The 15,445-nt window shown below is 66.2% G+C and carries 12 protein-coding genes; 2 read left to right on the top strand and 10 right to left on the bottom strand.

Going from position 1 to position 15,445, the window contains the following annotated elements:
* The first annotated feature begins 33 nt into the window (after positions 1-33).
* Together AC07NV_RS14555 and AC07NV_RS14550 are read left to right on the top strand one after the other, a co-directional pair.
* Positions 34-2,970, top strand: a complete 2,937-nt coding sequence (locus AC07NV_RS14555; protein ID WP_495167079.1) for a TonB-dependent receptor domain-containing protein — start codon at positions 34-36, stop codon at positions 2,968-2,970.
* Positions 2,964-4,934: an Atxe2 family lasso peptide isopeptidase gene (locus AC07NV_RS14550; RefSeq protein ID WP_495167078.1), complete on the top strand. Its 1,971-nt coding sequence runs from the start codon at positions 2,964-2,966 to the stop codon at positions 4,932-4,934. Before AC07NV_RS14555 ends, AC07NV_RS14550 begins: the two co-directional genes overlap by 7 nt.
* On the opposite strand, the gene AC07NV_RS14545 is transcribed toward AC07NV_RS14550, so the two are convergent.
* The 10 genes from AC07NV_RS14545 to AC07NV_RS14500 form a co-directional block, all read right to left on the bottom strand.
* Positions 4,835-6,526 (bottom strand): asparagine synthase-related protein, encoded by a 1,692-nt coding sequence (locus AC07NV_RS14545; protein ID WP_495167077.1) that lies wholly within the window; start codon positions 6,524-6,526, stop codon positions 4,835-4,837. The two genes, AC07NV_RS14550 and AC07NV_RS14545, sit on opposite strands and share 100 nt — an antisense overlap.
* Complete coding sequence (locus AC07NV_RS14540) at positions 6,523-7,173, bottom strand: lasso peptide biosynthesis B2 protein (protein ID WP_495167076.1); 651 nt, start codon at positions 7,171-7,173, stop codon at positions 6,523-6,525. The genes AC07NV_RS14545 and AC07NV_RS14540 overlap by 4 nt, the downstream gene beginning before the upstream one ends.
* A gap of 55 nt (positions 7,174-7,228) precedes the next feature.
* Entirely contained in the window at positions 7,229-7,351 is a 123-nt protein-coding gene (locus tag AC07NV_RS14535; protein WP_495167075.1) for a benenodin family lasso peptide, read from the bottom strand.
* Between the two features lie 95 nt (positions 7,352-7,446).
* Positions 7,447-8,070 carry a GntR family transcriptional regulator gene (locus AC07NV_RS14530; RefSeq protein ID WP_495167074.1) on the bottom strand — a complete coding sequence of 208 codons (624 nt, stop codon included), beginning with the start codon at positions 8,068-8,070 and terminating at the stop codon, positions 7,447-7,449.
* Positions 8,067-8,972, bottom strand: coding sequence for a phytanoyl-CoA dioxygenase family protein (locus tag AC07NV_RS14525; protein WP_495167073.1), 906 nt, complete (start codon positions 8,970-8,972; stop codon positions 8,067-8,069). Before AC07NV_RS14525 ends, AC07NV_RS14530 begins: the two co-directional genes overlap by 4 nt.
* 10 nt (positions 8,973-8,982) lie before the next feature.
* Positions 8,983-9,597, bottom strand: coding sequence for an acyl-homoserine-lactone synthase (locus tag AC07NV_RS14520; protein ID WP_495167072.1), 615 nt, complete (start codon positions 9,595-9,597; stop codon positions 8,983-8,985).
* Between the two features lie 83 nt (positions 9,598-9,680).
* Complete coding sequence (locus AC07NV_RS14515; RefSeq protein WP_495167071.1) at positions 9,681-10,424, bottom strand: helix-turn-helix transcriptional regulator; 744 nt, start codon at positions 10,422-10,424, stop codon at positions 9,681-9,683.
* Between the two features lie 231 nt (positions 10,425-10,655).
* A complete protein-coding gene (locus AC07NV_RS14510; protein ID WP_495167070.1) occupies positions 10,656-11,588 on the bottom strand; it encodes a DUF2493 domain-containing protein in 933 nt (310 codons plus the stop codon).
* 312 nt (positions 11,589-11,900) lie between these two features.
* On the bottom strand, positions 11,901-12,935 hold the full coding sequence (locus AC07NV_RS14505; RefSeq protein WP_495167069.1) for a DUF7146 domain-containing protein: 1,035 nt from the start codon (positions 12,933-12,935) through the stop codon (positions 11,901-11,903).
* A gap of 193 nt (positions 12,936-13,128) precedes the next feature.
* A complete protein-coding gene (locus AC07NV_RS14500; RefSeq protein ID WP_495167068.1) occupies positions 13,129-15,324 on the bottom strand; it encodes a ParB/RepB/Spo0J family partition protein in 2,196 nt (731 codons plus the stop codon).
* Positions 15,325-15,445: the final 121 nt, after the last annotated feature.

Below are 15,445 nucleotides of genomic sequence, written 5' to 3'. Positions count from 1 at the left end.
TCAGACGGCCATGCAGGCCGCTGGGAGGATAGGATGAACAAGAATTTTCTGGCCGCTCTTCTGGCCACGGGATCCGCTGTCGGTGCGCTCTGTCCAGTTGCGGCGCATGCGCAGACCGAACAGCGCAGCTACGACATTCCCGCGCAACCCCTGGGCGATGCGCTACGGGAATATTCGGAGGCTTCGGGGCGCCAGATCCTCTTCGCAACCGACCTGGTCAAGGGGCGACGCTCGACTTCGGTGCGGGGACGGATGTCGTCGGATCGGGCCCTCTCTCGACTGCTGACAGGATCGGGGATTGTTCCGGAGTTCGTCGATGGCGCGCTCGTGCTGCGGGCGGGAAATGGCGCTGCGGCAGCCAGCGACGGGTCGACTGAGGCGCATGGAGATAGTGCGATCATTGTCACGGGCACGCGGATCCGGGGAGCCGGCCCTACCGGCTCGCCCGTCCTGACGCTCGACCGCAGCGACATCGAGAAGAGCGGAACGGGATCGGTCCAGCAGCTGCTACAGGCGCTGCCGCAGTCGTTCGGCGGTGGGCCGAATGAAACCACGCTCGGCGCGACCACGCGCAACGGTTCGGGGACCGACGGCACTTATGCGTCGAGCATCAACCTTCGCGGCCTTGGACCTTCATCGACGCTCGTGCTGATCGACGGCGCGCGCCCGGCGCTTGGCGGTCTCGGCGGGGTGTTCGCCGATATCTCGCTCATTCCCCTGAGCGCGATCGAGCGGGTCGAAGTCCTCACCGACGGTGCTTCCGCCATCTATGGCGCGGATGCCGTCGCGGGCGTCGTGAACATCCGCCTGCGCAATCGCTTCGAGGGCGCCGAGACAAGCATGCGGATCGGCACTGCAGACGGGGACATGGGTGAAAGGCAATTCGGCCAGATTTTCGGCACGCGCTGGAACGGCGGTCATGTGACACTCGCCTATCAGTTCAGCGAGCGCGATGCGCTTGCCGCGGCCGACCGGCCCTTTGCCACAGAAGATCTGCGGCCCTTTGGCGGCCCCGACTATCGCTCGCTCTTCGCGGTTCCAGGGACGATCACCGCCGCCAATGGCCAGACGTTCGCTATTCCGTCCGGGCAGGACGGCACCGCGCTCACAGCCGCGGACCTGACGGCAGGCACGCGCAATCCGGGCGACCGGCGCGCTGCGAGCGATCTGCTGCCGCGGCAACGTGTTCATAGCCTCTATCTCGCCGGCGAACTCGAATTGACCAGCAACCTCACGCTCCGCACCAGCGTCCTGGCTGCGGAGCGCACCTATCGCAAAGTCGCGCTCAACCAATATCTGAGCGCCGCGCGAGTCCCCGTCACCAACCCATTCTACGTCGACCCGATCGGCACCAATCAACCGGTCATAGTCAATTATGATTTCACCAACGATCTTGGCGCGCCGATCGACACCGGGCGCGTGCGCGGGATCAGCGCTGCGGCCGGTCTGGAGCAAGCGTTCGGGCGCTGGCGGGTGCAACTTGGCGGAGCCTATGGCCGGCAGAAGAGCCGTTCGGACAGCATCAACATCCCCAACCGCGCGCGACTGACCGCCGCGCTGGCCGACACCAACCCGGCGACCGCTTTCAATATCTTCGGTAACGGCACCGCGAACAATCCCGCCACGATCGCGGCGATCCGCGGCAGCATCGGCTCGCGCGATGATTATGAAAGCTGGTCGGCGGCGCTGCGCGCCGACGGGCCGCTGCTGCGGCTGCCGGGAGGCGATGCGAGGCTCGCACTCGGCGCCGAGTATCGCCGCGAGCGCTATTATAATCTGACGATCAACGATCTGAGCAGTGCAGCGCCGAGCGCGACCCCGCTGACCGGACTGCCGGGACCACGCCATGTCCGCTCCGCCTATGCGGAATTGTTCGTGCCGCTGTTTGGCGAAGACAATGCGGCCCCCGGTTTCTACCGGCTCGACCTGTCGATCGCCGGGCGCGTGGAAGATTATAGCGACGTCGGCCGCACCACCAATCCGAAGGTCGGGATCCGCTGGGAGCCGCTGCGCGGCTTCGCGCTGCGCGGCAGCTATGGCACCTCGTTCCGGGCACCGGCTTTCGACGAGCTGATCGGGCCGACAGTTTCGAACTATACGACGTTCCAACTGCCCGACCCCACGTCGCCGACCGGCACCGCCAATGTCATCGGATTGTTCGGCTATGGCCCGGGCATCAAGCCCGAGCGCGCAACGACCTGGACCGCCGGGGTCGATATCGTGCCGGCTGCGCTGCCGGGCTTCAGGGCCGCGATCACCTATTATGATGTCGATTATCGCGATCGCATCGGCTCGGTAACCGAGGATTATCTGCGCTTCCTGTCGCGGCGCGATCTTTTCGGCGGCGTGGTGAACGACAATCCCTCACCCGAGCTTATCGCCTATTATTTCGCATTCCCGACCTTCACCAATCCGCTCGGGCTGGCACCGGGCGACGTTGATGCGATCGTCGATGGCCAGGTACGGAACCTGTCGTCCGTGCGGCAGACCGGGATCGACTTCGATATCGGTTATGCGCCGCAACTGGCCGGAGGCTCGATCGACCTCGGGCTCGCGGGAAGCCATATCTTCCGGATCGACCGGCAGCTGACGCCGGGAACGCCTGCCGTCGATGTCGTCGGCACCTTCGCGAACCCATCCAAATGGCGCCTCCGCGGCCGCGCCGGCTGGTCTAAGAAGGGCTTCGCCGCGACCGCCTTCGTCAATTATGTCGGCGGCTATCTCAACCAGATTCCCGCCGTCGCGGAGCGCGTTTCCTCGTGGACGACCGTCGACCTCAGCCTGTCGCAGCGGTTCGGCTCGGAAGAGGGAGAGCGCGGCCTGCAGCTCGCGGTCAGCGCGCTCAACATCTTCGACCGCGACCCGCCCTATGTACAGAGCCGGACCAACATATCGGCGCTCGCTTATGATCCCGAGAAAGCAAGTCCGATCGGGCGCTCGGTGGCGGTGCAGGCGACGATCCGATGGTGAAGAGTCTCGTCTGGGCGGCGTCGTTCCTTGCGGCGGCGTCGCCGGCGCTCGCCCAGACCAGTCCCCGCGAGCTTGTCGAGATGACCGATATCTCGGGGCTCGCGGCCTCTCCCGACGGGCGCTGGCTGCTCTACCGCCGCGAGCGCCCGTCGACCGTGACCGGCCGTATCGAGACCGGCTGGTATATCGTTGCGGGCGACGGCGGATCGCCGCCCCGCTATCTTGGCGATGGCGGACCCTCGAGCTGGAACGGCACCGGACTTGTCGAGCCGGGGGCCGCCCAGTGGGCGACCGATAGCGAACGCTTCTACATCCTGGCAATGATCGGCGGCGCGGCGGGACTGTGGGAGGGACGCCCCGATGGGGCGTTCGCGCCCTATCTGGTCGGCGACGCGGATATCGAGCGCTTCGCGGTCAGCGCGGCAGGCGCCCTCATCTATGAAACCGGTCCGTCGCGCGCCGCGATCGAACGCGCCGAGGAAGCCGAACGCGATCATGGCATATTGGTCGACGGGCGGGTCGACCTCGCCCAGTCGCTGTTCCGCGGCGCGATGATCGCGGGGCGCCCCGCAAGCCAGCGTCTCAACGGCGACTGGTTCGACCGGGAAGCGCTGCTTGCAAGGGCGCCGCGCCGCATCGAGGCACGCCTCTTGTCGACCGGCGAAGACCGCCCCGCGACCGCCGCTGAAGCGAGCCTGCTGGCGCCAACGCAATCGGAGTTGCCGGAGGCGGCGGGACTGGCGGCCGCAGCTCAGGGCATCTGTACGAAGGCCGAGGGCTGCGACGGCGGCAGCGGGGTCAGACTGTGGATGCATGTTGCGCTCGGCGACGGGCGCTTCGGTCTGACGACGCGCGACCGGCGCGTCCGCCAGAATGCGCTGCTCTGGGATCCGGCAGCGGGACTTCGGCCCTTGGTGACCACCGAGGGCCTGCTCGGCGGCGGGGGCGAAAATGCGCCATGCGCCGGCACGCGCGAGGCACTCTTCTGCGTAGCCGAAAGCGCGGCGACGCCGCCGCAGCTGTTGCGGATCGCGCTTGCCAATGGCGCTGTACAAATCCTCGATGACCCCAACCAGCTACCCGACCGCGACGATCTCCTGACGGAGGCGATCGCGTGGCAGGTGGGCGGCAGCCGTGCGTCGGGCTGGCTCGTACGCCCGAAGATCCCCGGACGGCTGCCGCTTTTTATCACCTATTATCGCTGCGCCGGCTATTTGCGCGGCGGCCTCGGCAATGAGTGGCCGCTGCGCGCGCTGGCGCGAAGCGGCATCGCGGCACTGTGTATCAATCAGCTCCCAACGTCCGGGGCGACCGGCGAGGCCCGTTACCAGCTCGGGCTTAACGCAGTGCGTGCCGCCATCGCCGAGCTCGACCGCCGCGAGATCGCCGACCCCGGGCGGGTCGGTATGGGCGGCCTCAGTTTCGGGAGCGAAGTCGCGATGTGGACCGCGACGCATAGCAAGCTTCTGAAAGCGGTGTCGATCGCGTCGGTCCAGGCCGAACCGGCCTATTATTGGTTCAACGCGGGAGTCGGCCGCGATTTCTTCCGGCAGAATCTCGAGAAGAATTGGGGGCTCGGCCCGCCCGACACCGACCTCGCGGATTGGCGCCGCCGTTCGCCGTCGCTTCAGGCGGACCGGATCGACGCGCCGGTTCTGATGCAACTTCCCGAGCAGGAAGCGCGGCAATCGCCCGAATTGCAGGCGCGGCTGACCGCCGCGCGCAAAGGAGAATTGCACGTCTTCCCCTTTGCTCCGCATATCAAGGTCGAGCCGCGACAGAAGCTGGCCGTGTACCAGCGCAACCTCGACTGGTTCCGTTACTGGTTGCTGGGGCATGTCGACCCCGATCCGGGCAAGGCCGATCAATATGCCCGCTGGGCGAGGCTTGCCGGCACGCGCCCGAAATCTTCGATCGACGCGATCCAAAGTTCGATATCGGCCAATTCGAGCAAGCGGAAGTAGTCGTAATCGCCCGCGAGGCGATCGCGCGCCAGGTAAGCCTCGATCCGCTCGCGGTCGAGCAGGCCTTCGCGGGCGAGCCGGCCTTCGAGCAGGATCGGGCGGAGCTTGGCGCGCTGATCGATAAAGGCCGTCGCACAGAGCGTCTCGAGCCTGCCCTTGTTGCGGCGCCAGACGACGAAATCGGGGAGCCGCGGGGCGAAGGCCTTGCGGGCGACCGCGCGGTCGCGGCCGCCGGCGACCCATTGCCAGCCCGGGATCGAAAGGCAAAGCTCGACGACCGGTTGCGAGAGCAGCGGCGCGACGACATCGCGGCCGTACCAGCGCCCCGGTCGGTCGAGAAAATCGAGGATGCGCTGGATCGATTGGACGTGCCTTATCTTCCCGGGAGGGATGCGCTCGCATCCATGGTCCCAGATGTGCGGCAAGGGTGCGTCGGGAAGCGCCGGGCGCCAACAATAATCATCCTCGCGCGGCCAACCGGCATCCGGTGGCCGGCGCCAGTGGCGATACGCCGCGCGCGCCGCATGCCAGATGGTAACGTCACACAGGCGGGCGCAATCGCGAAGCGCGCTGGCGACCCGTCTGGAAGGTTCGTTTATCCTGAGCGCATCGATCACCGGCAGGATCGACCGCGTGATGGCGAAGACATTGTCGCCGCCGATCCCGGTGAAGATGCTGGCGCCGGGCCGCTCTGCCGTCGCGGCGCCGAGCGCGGCATCGATTCCGGCGAGCACCCCATAGGTCGCCGGGCGCGGCGACGCGAACCGCGGGCCGGCGGCGAGATCGAGTCCGCTGTCGTCGTGCAGATATTCAGCGAGCGCAGCACCGCAGCGCTCGGCCACCGCGCGGGCGTAGCGCCGTTCGTCACCGTCGGGACTGGCGGTGGCGATCGTCGCCGCGGCAAAGCCATGTCCGCCCGCCGCGAGCGCTGCGGCGACGATCGAACTGTCTAGGCCGCCCGAGAGCTCGAGCATGATCCGCTCGCGCCCGGTCGCCCAGGCCGAGACGCATTTCCGAATCGCAATACCGAGCAGCGGCACGGCATCGCGGTCGTATATCTGCTTGCCCGCGTGCGGCCATGGCGACCAGATCGGCTTCACCTGAGCTGTGTTCCCGTCAAAGGCGAGGCACGTTCCGGGCAGCAATTCCTCGACACCTGCAAGTCCCGTTCGCGCGGTGCGATGATTGCTGTAGGCCAGCAGGTGACGGAGGAAATCGGCGTCCACAGCGATACCGATATCGAGACCGCGCACCAGTTCGAGGTGCGAGACAAACAACAGTCCGCCCCTTGTGCGGCACCAATAGAGCGGCAGGCCGGTCAGCGGCGCACGGCTGATTTCAACGGCTTTCCCGGCGCCCGCAGAGAATGAGAGAAAGCTGCCCCATTCAACGCTGAACGGGCCCTTCGGGAAATGGTCACCCAGAATGACGTTGGACGCCGACGGGCGTGAGCGCTTCAGGCCAGCGCCAGCGTAGAGCGTCAACCCCTCAAGGTCACCGACACGGTCAAGTCGATAGGCAGTCGCGGCCCGCGCCACTGCCGCGGCGAGCTCGGGCGCGCCCGCTATCCCCAGGATACCACGGTCCATCATATGACGAGCACCGGCCGAAAATTGTGCGCCTCTTCGGCGGTTCCCGTCAGAACAGCCGTATGGGACTGAAGCCAGCAATGGGCGGCAAAGGGGTTGGAGCGGACGCCGAAAATGAGCGATGGCGCCAGGCCCTGCCGCAGCGAGAGCCGGTAGAGCGCGAGCGAGTCGATCAGGCAGCGTGGCGGGACCGGAACCCAGCGGCGCGCTTCGCCATAGGATGATGCCAACAGGGCGAGACGCATGGCGTCGGGCTTTCCCGTCCCGGCCCGTTTCGCCGCTGCAAATCCATCGAGCGACGCGGCGAGGCGTCCGGGAAGAAGCGCCCTGCGCGCCCAAAAGAGCGACCGCGCCGCGCCTGCGATCGAAGCGAGACGTGTGCGCGGGACGCGAGCAGCGGCGAGATCAGCGGTCGGGACCTCGACCTCGAGCGGGGCGATCGCGGTGGCCTTATCGCTGCGCGCGAAAAGGCCCGTCTCGACCAGGCTGGTCATTGCAGCACTGTCGTTCGGCTCGCGGGCGCAGAGTCGCTCGAACGCTTTCCGCCGCTCGCCGTGGAGCATGAGATAGCGATCGCGCGCGACGTCGAGAAAGATGAGGTCGTTGCCGGCCAGACAGAAGCCGACGCCCGGTGCCAATGTCCAACCCATGAAGAGCTCTCCTCGAGCCGGGTGCCGGTGCAAGCGCCGACACCCGGACGAACGTTCAGTCGAGGCTGATGCCGTTCTGCCGGTCCTTGCCGCCGATTTCGACGGGCGGGCCGAGGTCGCCGGCGGTTTCGGTGCTCACCGAACCCAGTTCGACGATGTCATTGGTTTCGCGGTTCATGTCGCTACCTCCAAAAATGCCGCGGGATTGCGGCAGACACAAACTTAATCCATTGTAAAAAATAGAGTTTATGTAGTTTCGCTATCGGCAAAATATCATTCGATTATTTGCGACCGCGGTCGCAGCTCGGCCACGACGCGTCCGGCGCTTGCGACTCTCCGCCGGTGGAAATGGGCGTTATTGCGGCGCAGTTCGGCCCATTTCGCGCTGCAGAATGCCTCCTCCATCGCGGCCAGGAGATGCCCGGCCGACGGGTCGGTGCGCGCCTCTGCCGAACGAATAAATTCGGTTCGCTCGATCATATTGACGATCGCGAGGCGAATCTCGCGGTTGCCGGCCAGAAGCGCAACGCCCCGGAAGAGTCGCGCGACTCGGGCCGGATAGTCTTCGACCTCCATCCTCGGGAGCGACATGTTGGATTGTGAATCCTCAAACGATGCATCGCGAAGCGCGAGCCCGATCAGCGCGCTAGCCCAATGATAAAGATCGCAAAGATCCGCCTCGGCGTAGATTGGCTGGCGAAAGCCTTCCTGATGCCAGCTGTCGACGATCCGTTCGCCCGACAGACGATGAAGAGCCTCGCGCACGGGGGTCGGGCTTGCCGCCAGCCGCTTCGCAAGGTGAAACGGGTCAAGGCGCGTTCCCGGCGGATAGGCGCCGCCGACGATCCGCGCCTTCAGGTCGAGATAGACCCGCTCCATGGTCGAGCCGGCGTTCATGCCGCGAGCGCTCCATCGCCCTCGCGCTGAAGCTCTACATATTCGGCGAGCATTGCATTTTGATCCGGCCGAAGCGCGTCGATCGCCGCAAGCGGTTCGGCAGGATAACCACCGAACAGCACCGAAGGACATTGTCCCTCAAAATTGCCAAGGTTGGGCCGGTGCTGCGCATATCCCGCAAGGGCTGCGAGATCGGGCGGGAAGTCTTTTGCCAGCTCGGGCGGATAGGCCAACCACTGATTCTCGTAAGGTTTGAGCCAGCCGAGGCAGTAGCTGATGATGATCCCGCGCCGGACCTCCCCACTGCGGTTGCCGCCCGCTCCGTGCAAGGTCGATCCGAGGAAGACGATCGCATCGCCCGGGTCGGCCGCGGCGACGATCGGCGCGTCCTTCGGCTCCTCGACCAGCGCCTCGACCCCATGGCTCCCGGGCCAGATGATGGTCGCGCCATTTTCCTCGGTAAAGGATGTGAGCGGCCACATCACGTTGATGAGATATTCGACCTCGCCGAGCGAGCCTTGCCACATATCCTGATCGCGGTGCGGAAACTGCGGCAACGCGCCGGGATGAATGCCGATCGCCTGGGAAAGGTTGAGCTGGATTCGATCGCACCAACTGCCGAGCGCGAGTTCGGCGAGATCGAGGATGGCCGCGTTCATGACGAGATCGGCCATATGTGGCGATCTGATGAGGAGCCGGCCGAATCTTTTGGTCCGCTCGCCATAGAATCCGCCCTCGCAAAAGGGCGTCGCGGCAAATCGGGGATCAAGGTCCGCGGCGATCTTCGCGACGAGCGACGCGGGGGCGGCACCGCGCAAGATGGTGTAGCCCTCGCTCATCAACTGACGGGCCGCGGGCGACACGGGGCTTTCGGCATCGAGCCTGGCGGGATTGACGATCATCTTCGACTCCTCAGGCTGCTCGTGCGGCGGAGACCGCAACGGCGGTGCTGACAATTCCGGCGGCGGCGAGCTTTGCGATCGTCGAGCCATCGATGTCGATGCGGAGCGCGACGAGAGCCTGACCGCGATGAAGAGCCGCCTCACCGAGAGACTCGCAGTCCCATCCGAAAGTCTGAATCTGCCGGAACCAGAGCAGCTCGGCGACGCCGGTGTATGTGCGGATACCGTTCGCCAGAGCAAATTCGGCGAGCCCAACGAGCAGCGCATCGCGCGCGATCCGCCGCTGACGCGCGCCGATGCCCGGTGACAGGCAGAACCGCGTGATTTCCAGCACATCGGCCCCTTGCGGCACGTCCCCCGCGACGAGCCCCGGGAAGAGACTGTCGAGAAGCGCTGGCCGGGTGGTGAGAAGAAGCCGCGCCGAGGCGAGATGGTCGCCATCGGGATCGGTAACGATGAGATAGGTCGCATCGACATCGTCGAAATGATCAAGCTCGAACCGGCCCGCGAGCGCGGGAAGGTCCCATTTCAAGAGATCGATGAAGACGCGTTTGCGTGCCTCGAACATCGAGCGGAGGGCCCGATGTTCGCGTGCGCGGTTCAGATGGTCGATGATAAGCAACATGGATGCCTCCTTCAAAGAGGCGATCCAATTGAACCGCTTTTTTCAGTCGCACCATAGCATGATAGGGGGGTGCGGCCGTTTTTTTAGCGCCTGGCGATGTCGACGAAACTGATGTCACCATCATAAAGGGCGCGCACCGTAAGGGTGATGCCGCCATTTGCGCCATAGCGCAGCCGGGCGTTGCGCAGATGTTCGCGCACGGTATCGGGCGATAGATCGAGACGGCGCCCGATCCGCCAGATGGGATTGCCTTGCGCGGCCCAGATCAGACATTCGCGTTGCCGGTCGGTCAGTCGCGGCCCGAGACGCATATGGTCTGGGTGAGCAATACGGTGCGCCGCTTCGAAGGCGGCGCCGCCGATCATGCGCGCAAATTGCAACGCGTCCGGGTCGGCAGCGCCGCCCGGCCTCCATGCGAAGGAGACTGAGCCGTGCGCACCGCCGGGAATATGGGCGGGCACGGTCAGCCCGTCGCCGATGCCATGGCGCCGCGCTTCGCCGAGGACGATCTCGTCGCCGGGGCGCGGTGTGTCGTAGCGACGCATGTTGTGCCAGAGAAAGCCAGCCATGCTGCGCTGGCTCGCCCGGTGCACCGGATCCGTGGGCCCTAAATGGTTCTGATCGAACCAATAGGCCCATTCCTCCGGATAATTGTGAACGCGCACGCCCTTCTCTGGCGCCGTGAGAAAATCCACATGGTGGCTGAGCGCGAACCATGCACAACCCAACGAGGCGCAGGTCTCGCGAAGCAGGTCGGCGAGACTGTTCTTGGTCTTCACACGCGCGAGCTCAAGCTCGAAGGCGTGGGCGGCGTCAATCGTCGGCATTACGAACCATGGCGCGCCGAGGGCCGTTTTCCGAACCAGCCGATCCGCGTGCCCCTCGTAAGGGCCGGCAACCTCCGCCCTCTTACAAGGCCGGCTGCCGACGGCGCGATCGCCGCTGGTCCAGACGATCCTGTGAGAATGCGAAAATGGCGGCCAAGCCCATATATTCCAACTATATTCGAGAGATAGAACCAGATTGAGGCTAATTCCCGAACGGCGCGCCCAGCTAGTTCAGCCCGATCTGTTCCGGAAGTCCCAGACCGGAATGCCGAGCTTGCGCGCCTTGTCCGCCAGATTGTCCTGAATCCCGGTTCCGGGAAATATGATGGCACCGACGGGCATGGCCTCGAGCATCCGGTCGTTGCGCTTGAACGGCGCGGCCTTGCCATGCCTGGTCCAGTCGGGCCGAAACGCGACCTGCGTCACGCCGCGGCTGTCCGCCCAACAGACCGCCGCGCGCTCGGCGCCGGTCGGCGTCGCCCCATGGAGGAGGATCATGTCAGGGTGGCGGCCCCGGACGCGGTCGAGCGCGCCCCAGATCGCGGCATGCGCTTCGCTGTCGGCCCCGCCGGTGAAAATTATGCGGGTCCCGGCGGGGAGAAGCGCGGCCGCTTTCCGCCGTAGCCTGTCGTCGAGAAAGTCGCGGCTGTCGATCAATGACGCCGTCATCGCGCGATGCTGCACCCGCGAGCCCATACGCGGTGCCCACATCTTGCGGCAGTAGGTGCGGAACTGCTCGGCGGCGGCTTCGCGGAAGAATTCCATGGCATCGCGCCGTTCGATAAGGCTGATGCCCTGCTGCGTCGCGCGTTCGAGTTCGACCGAGCGGATCTCGCTGCCGTCCTGTTCGCGCTGGAGCTGGCGCTGGACCTGTTCATTGTCGTCGAGCTTGCGTTCGACCTGCACGCCGGCGCGGTGGAACAGGTTGACGAGATTCCAGAGCAGATCTTCGAGATCGGGCTCGATGCGCGTATCTTCGAGACAGCCCGCCAAGGCGTCGAACATGTCGGCAACCGCACCGCCAGCCAGCCGGGCGTCGGGGAGCGGACGCGGGTCGGGCTCGTCTTCATAGGGTCGATGTCCGAAGAGCTGCATCTCCTGGAGCAGGAGGTGTGTGGCGCCGGTTTCAGAAGCGCTGTTGTCGGGATCGGCGGCGGGGATCATGTCGGGCTCCTTCGATTGTCGCCGCGCTCGCGCGGCCTTCGCGGCGACGAAGGGCGGCGCGCGGCGCCGAACCGCACCGCGGCCGACAGGCTGCGGCCGGAGCGAAGCGGAGGATGGCCGGACCGAAGGCTATTTTGCTTCGCGCTGCAAAGGGGCGCCGCGCGCCCCGGCGGAAAATAGCCGCCCGGTCTCCATTGCGGGCTCGGCACAGCGCGCCGTAGTCGCCCTCTTGCGAAGGCCGGAGCGCGGCCTCGAAGGTACCTTGGCCCCGCCGGTGCACGATATCGCCCCGTTCCGGCAAAGCCGTTACCGTCAAGGAAGCAGAGTGCAATCTGCCGGGCTGAACTGCGAACGCAGGGCGGACGCCAAGCGCTCGCGGCCGAGCGTCTGGAGATCGGCATTGAAATCACCGCGCCGCGGCTCGAGGCCAATGACTTCGATCCCGACCGGTTCGGCACGCTCGGTCAAGGCTGCGAGCGCCATCGAACCGGCGGGGTCGTCGTCCCGCGCCACATAAAGGCGCCGCAGTGCGGGGGGAAATGCGATTGCGCCGAGGTGCGCCGCCGACAGCGCCGCGATCGCTGGCAAGGCGGGTGACACTTGCCGCAGCGACAAGATGGTCTCGATCCCCTCGCCGGCCACCATGACGGGGGCCGCCAAGCCGAACCGGACGCCGTGGCCGAGCAGATGGCCCATCGCTCGCCGCGGGTGGGCTATGGGCGCCTTTTCGCGCGACGCTGGATCGAGCCAAGTGCGATGCACGCCCACGACCGCGCCTTGCTCGTCGGTGGTAGCCGCGATCAGCGCCGGCCATGCCTTACGCGCATGCGGATCGTCGTCGGTGGAGGGCCGATAGTAGCAATGCGGGTGAAATCGAAGCCAGCTCGTCTCGCGCAAATCGGTAATCGCCCGCGATGCGAGATAGTCGTACGCGACGCTGTCACCAAGGGGTTTCGAGGCCGCCCACAGCCGCCTTGCCGCCTCGGGCGTTCCTGCCCTCGATTTTCGCGGCGGCGGATTGCGTATCGCTTCGGACGGCGGAGGAAGGCTCAGGAAGCGGCGGGCTTCGTCGAGCGTGTCACGGAAGCTTGTATGACCGCAGCTCGCGGCAATGATGTCGAGGAGATCGCCATGATCGCCGCTCGCAGCGTCAGTCCATTTTCCCGGCGGGCGGAGGCCGTCGCCGCTACCGCACAAGCGCACGTAGAGACTGCGGCCGTGCGCGTTGTGGACATCGCCGACCATCCAGTAATGGCCTTCGCGCCGGCCGTTCGACAGATAGCGGCGGCAAACGCTCTCGGCATTCTCGGCGAGGCGGCGAGCGACATCGGCAGCGGCATTGGACATAGTGGGCTCCTTCGATCGGGATGCCATGACGCGGCGCCCACCACATCGGCGCTGCTCCGAACATTCCGGCCCCGGCAGCCCCTGCCGGTTGATTACGAGAATGTTCGACCGCGCTGCGACGATTTCAAGGGGTAGGCAAAAAGACGGGAAGCCCGGCAATCGCCGAGCTTCCCGCATGGGATCGAGGTTGGCCTTATTCGGCGGCAACCGCATCGAGACCGGCGTCGCCTTCATCACCTTCGCCGCCATCCTCGCCAGCGCTCGCCGCCTCGTCATCGTTCGCCGCAGCGGGCGCGTCAGCCGCGTCTGCTTCGCCGTCATCCGGCTCGCCGGCCGCCGCGCCGACATCGCCGACCGCGGCTTCGTCCGGCGCCTCTTCGACTTCCGCCACCGGCGGGGTGCGCAGCGGGTGGGCGAGCCAGCCCGTCTCGCGCAGAAGCTCCTCGGCGGCACTCGCCATGTCGGGCTTTTTCATGCCGCTGAGACGCGCGGCCGCCTCGGCCCCGCAGGCCTCCTCAACCGCGTCGAGAATCCCGGGCTTGGTCACTCGGCCGAGATAATTTTCGGTCGTGGCGACCCAGCCCGCAGCGACCATGTCGAGACCGGCGGCACGAGCGAGGATGTGGGAATGCTCGATCCGGCTTGCGACGGCGCGCGCAGACACCCGCCCCTCATTGTACCGCGTCGCCGGTTCCCATACCGCGCTGATGCCGAACGACACACAGTGCGCGAAGAGCTGCGCCTGATCACTGTCGTCGAGCGCGGCGAGACAGTCCCAGAGTTCCGCAGTCGCATCGGGGAGGCGCGCCGACCAGGCTTCATGCCGTTCGCGGATCGAGCGTGCCGACGCCGTGTCGTTGAGGTTGCTGCCATAGCCGACCAGAGAGTCGCTCCGCATCGCGATAGTGATGCAGCTCGCAGAACTGGCGTAGGTGTAGAAGCATTCGAGGACGAGCGCGTGCAGCATCGCGGCGAAGGCCACCCGCGGAGAGCCCGCCACCGCATCGCGGAGCGCCAGGGTCCGGTGCGCGGTGAGGTCGGTGACCAGCTTGTCCGGGAGCGGACGAACAAGGTCGTCGGGATCTTCAACCTCGCCGCCACCGGGTACGGGATCGTGCGCTCCGCCTTCCACCTCGGCCGCGTCTACCCTATCGTCGTCAGCCTCAGCGCCACCGGGATCGGCAGGCGTGTCGTCCACGTCCTGCTCGGGCTCATCCTCGGGGCGGACATAGCCGCGTTCGACGTAGAGGGACCCGTCGACATCGATGCTGACGAAAGCCCCGGCGATCGCGACCTCGGCCGGATCGTAGATGAGCGGCTTCGAGACGAGCGGCGCGATTTCTTCGTCGATCGCCTCGATGCGGGCGCTGACCTCGTCGGGGATGTCGTCATGACCCGCCCATTCGTCTTCGAGCCGATCGGCCTCCTCACGAAGGGCCTCGACACGGGCCTCGTCCTCGGCGTTCGTCTCGGGCACTTCGCCGTCGATCTCGCGCAGGCCGTAGGTGTGGCCGTATTGGAAATCGACCGCCGCCTCGACCCACTTCCAGCCCTCGGCGGCGATCGCCGCAACCGCGGCGTCGAGCTTCTCGGTCTGGAGCCGGTCGAGCAACGCGACATCCTCGAGCCAGCCGCCGTCGTCGGTTTCGAAGAGATCGCGAAGGACATGGCCGCCCGCCTCGATATAGGCGGCCAGCGTCACGAAGCGGACGCGCTTGTCCGAGGCGCGCACCTTGTCCTCGGTGAGCCGCGCGCGGATGAACCAGGGCTGCTGGGTCGTGCTCGATTGCAGCATCTCCCAGACCTGTTCCTGCCGCGCATGGTCGCTCGCGACCGAGAAGGCCATGAGTTGTTCGAGCGTCATGCCGTCCTCGGCATAGACCTCATGCAGCTTCGGCGAGACTGACGCGAGCTTGAGGCGCTGTTTCACCACCGCCGGGGTGACCATGAAGGTAGCGGCGATCGTTTCGATGTCGCTCCCCTGCTCGACGAGCTTCTGCATCGAGCGGAACTGATCGAGTGGATGTAAGGGCTCGCGGTGGATATTTTCGGCGAGCGAATCCTCTTCGGCCGAAACCTCGTCGTCCTCGCGGACGATGCAGGGGACGGGCTCGGTCTTCGCCATGCGCCGCTGCTTGACCAGCTGCTGGAGCGCGCGGAAGCGGCGGCCGCCGGCCGGCACCTCATAACGCCCCGTCTCCTGGCCTTCCTCGTCGCGCTCGGCGCGAACGGTGAGGCTCTGGAGCAGGCCGCGCCTCGCGATATCGGCCGCAAGCGTGTCGATCGACACGCCGGCCTTGACCCGCCGCACATTGGCCTGGCTCAGGACAAGCGCGCTGAAGGGGATCTCCTTCGCGCCGCTAAGCGAAATTTTTGCAACTTTCGTCATGACATTCTCCATGACGAGCCGCCGCGAGACTCTCTCCCGGCTCCTGGCCCGTCATGGGACCGGCGCAGCCCTCTTCCTCTGGGGAAGAGAGCCGCGCCGGATCACGCACGCTAAGGACCGG

This window comes from Sphingopyxis sp. GW821-FHT10B01, from assembly GCF_059415685.1.
Note: the sequence above shows the minus strand (reverse complement) of the source record. Positions and strands in the feature narration are given on the sequence as shown.

Excerpts from the sequence above, each read along its gene's own strand:
- AC07NV_RS14530 (WP_495167074.1), bottom strand. The coding sequence starts at position 8,070 with ATGAACGCCGGCTCGACCATGGAGCGGGTCTATCTCGACCTGAAGGCG.
- AC07NV_RS14520 (WP_495167072.1), bottom strand. The coding sequence starts at position 9,597 with ATGTTGCTTATCATCGACCATCTGAACCGCGCACGCGAACATCGGGCC.
- AC07NV_RS14525 (WP_495167073.1), bottom strand. The coding sequence starts at position 8,972 with ATGATCGTCAATCCCGCCAGGCTCGATGCCGAAAGCCCCGTGTCGCCC.
- AC07NV_RS14555 (WP_495167079.1), top strand. The coding sequence starts at position 34 with ATGAACAAGAATTTTCTGGCCGCTCTTCTGGCCACGGGATCCGCTGTC.
- AC07NV_RS14510 (WP_495167070.1), bottom strand. The coding sequence starts at position 11,588 with ATGATCCCCGCCGCCGATCCCGACAACAGCGCTTCTGAAACCGGCGCC.
- AC07NV_RS14505 (WP_495167069.1), bottom strand. The coding sequence starts at position 12,935 with ATGTCCAATGCCGCTGCCGATGTCGCTCGCCGCCTCGCCGAGAATGCC.
- AC07NV_RS14545 (WP_495167077.1), bottom strand. The coding sequence starts at position 6,526 with ATGATGGACCGTGGTATCCTGGGGATAGCGGGCGCGCCCGAGCTCGCC.
- AC07NV_RS14500 (WP_495167068.1), bottom strand. The coding sequence starts at position 15,324 with ATGACGAAAGTTGCAAAAATTTCGCTTAGCGGCGCGAAGGAGATCCCC.
- AC07NV_RS14515 (WP_495167071.1), bottom strand. The coding sequence starts at position 10,424 with ATGCCGACGATTGACGCCGCCCACGCCTTCGAGCTTGAGCTCGCGCGT.
- AC07NV_RS14540 (WP_495167076.1), bottom strand. The coding sequence starts at position 7,173 with ATGGGTTGGACATTGGCACCGGGCGTCGGCTTCTGTCTGGCCGGCAAC.
- AC07NV_RS14535 (WP_495167075.1), bottom strand. The coding sequence starts at position 7,351 with ATGAACCGCGAAACCAATGACATCGTCGAACTGGGTTCGGTGAGCACC.
- AC07NV_RS14550 (WP_495167078.1), top strand. The coding sequence starts at position 2,964 with ATGGTGAAGAGTCTCGTCTGGGCGGCGTCGTTCCTTGCGGCGGCGTCG.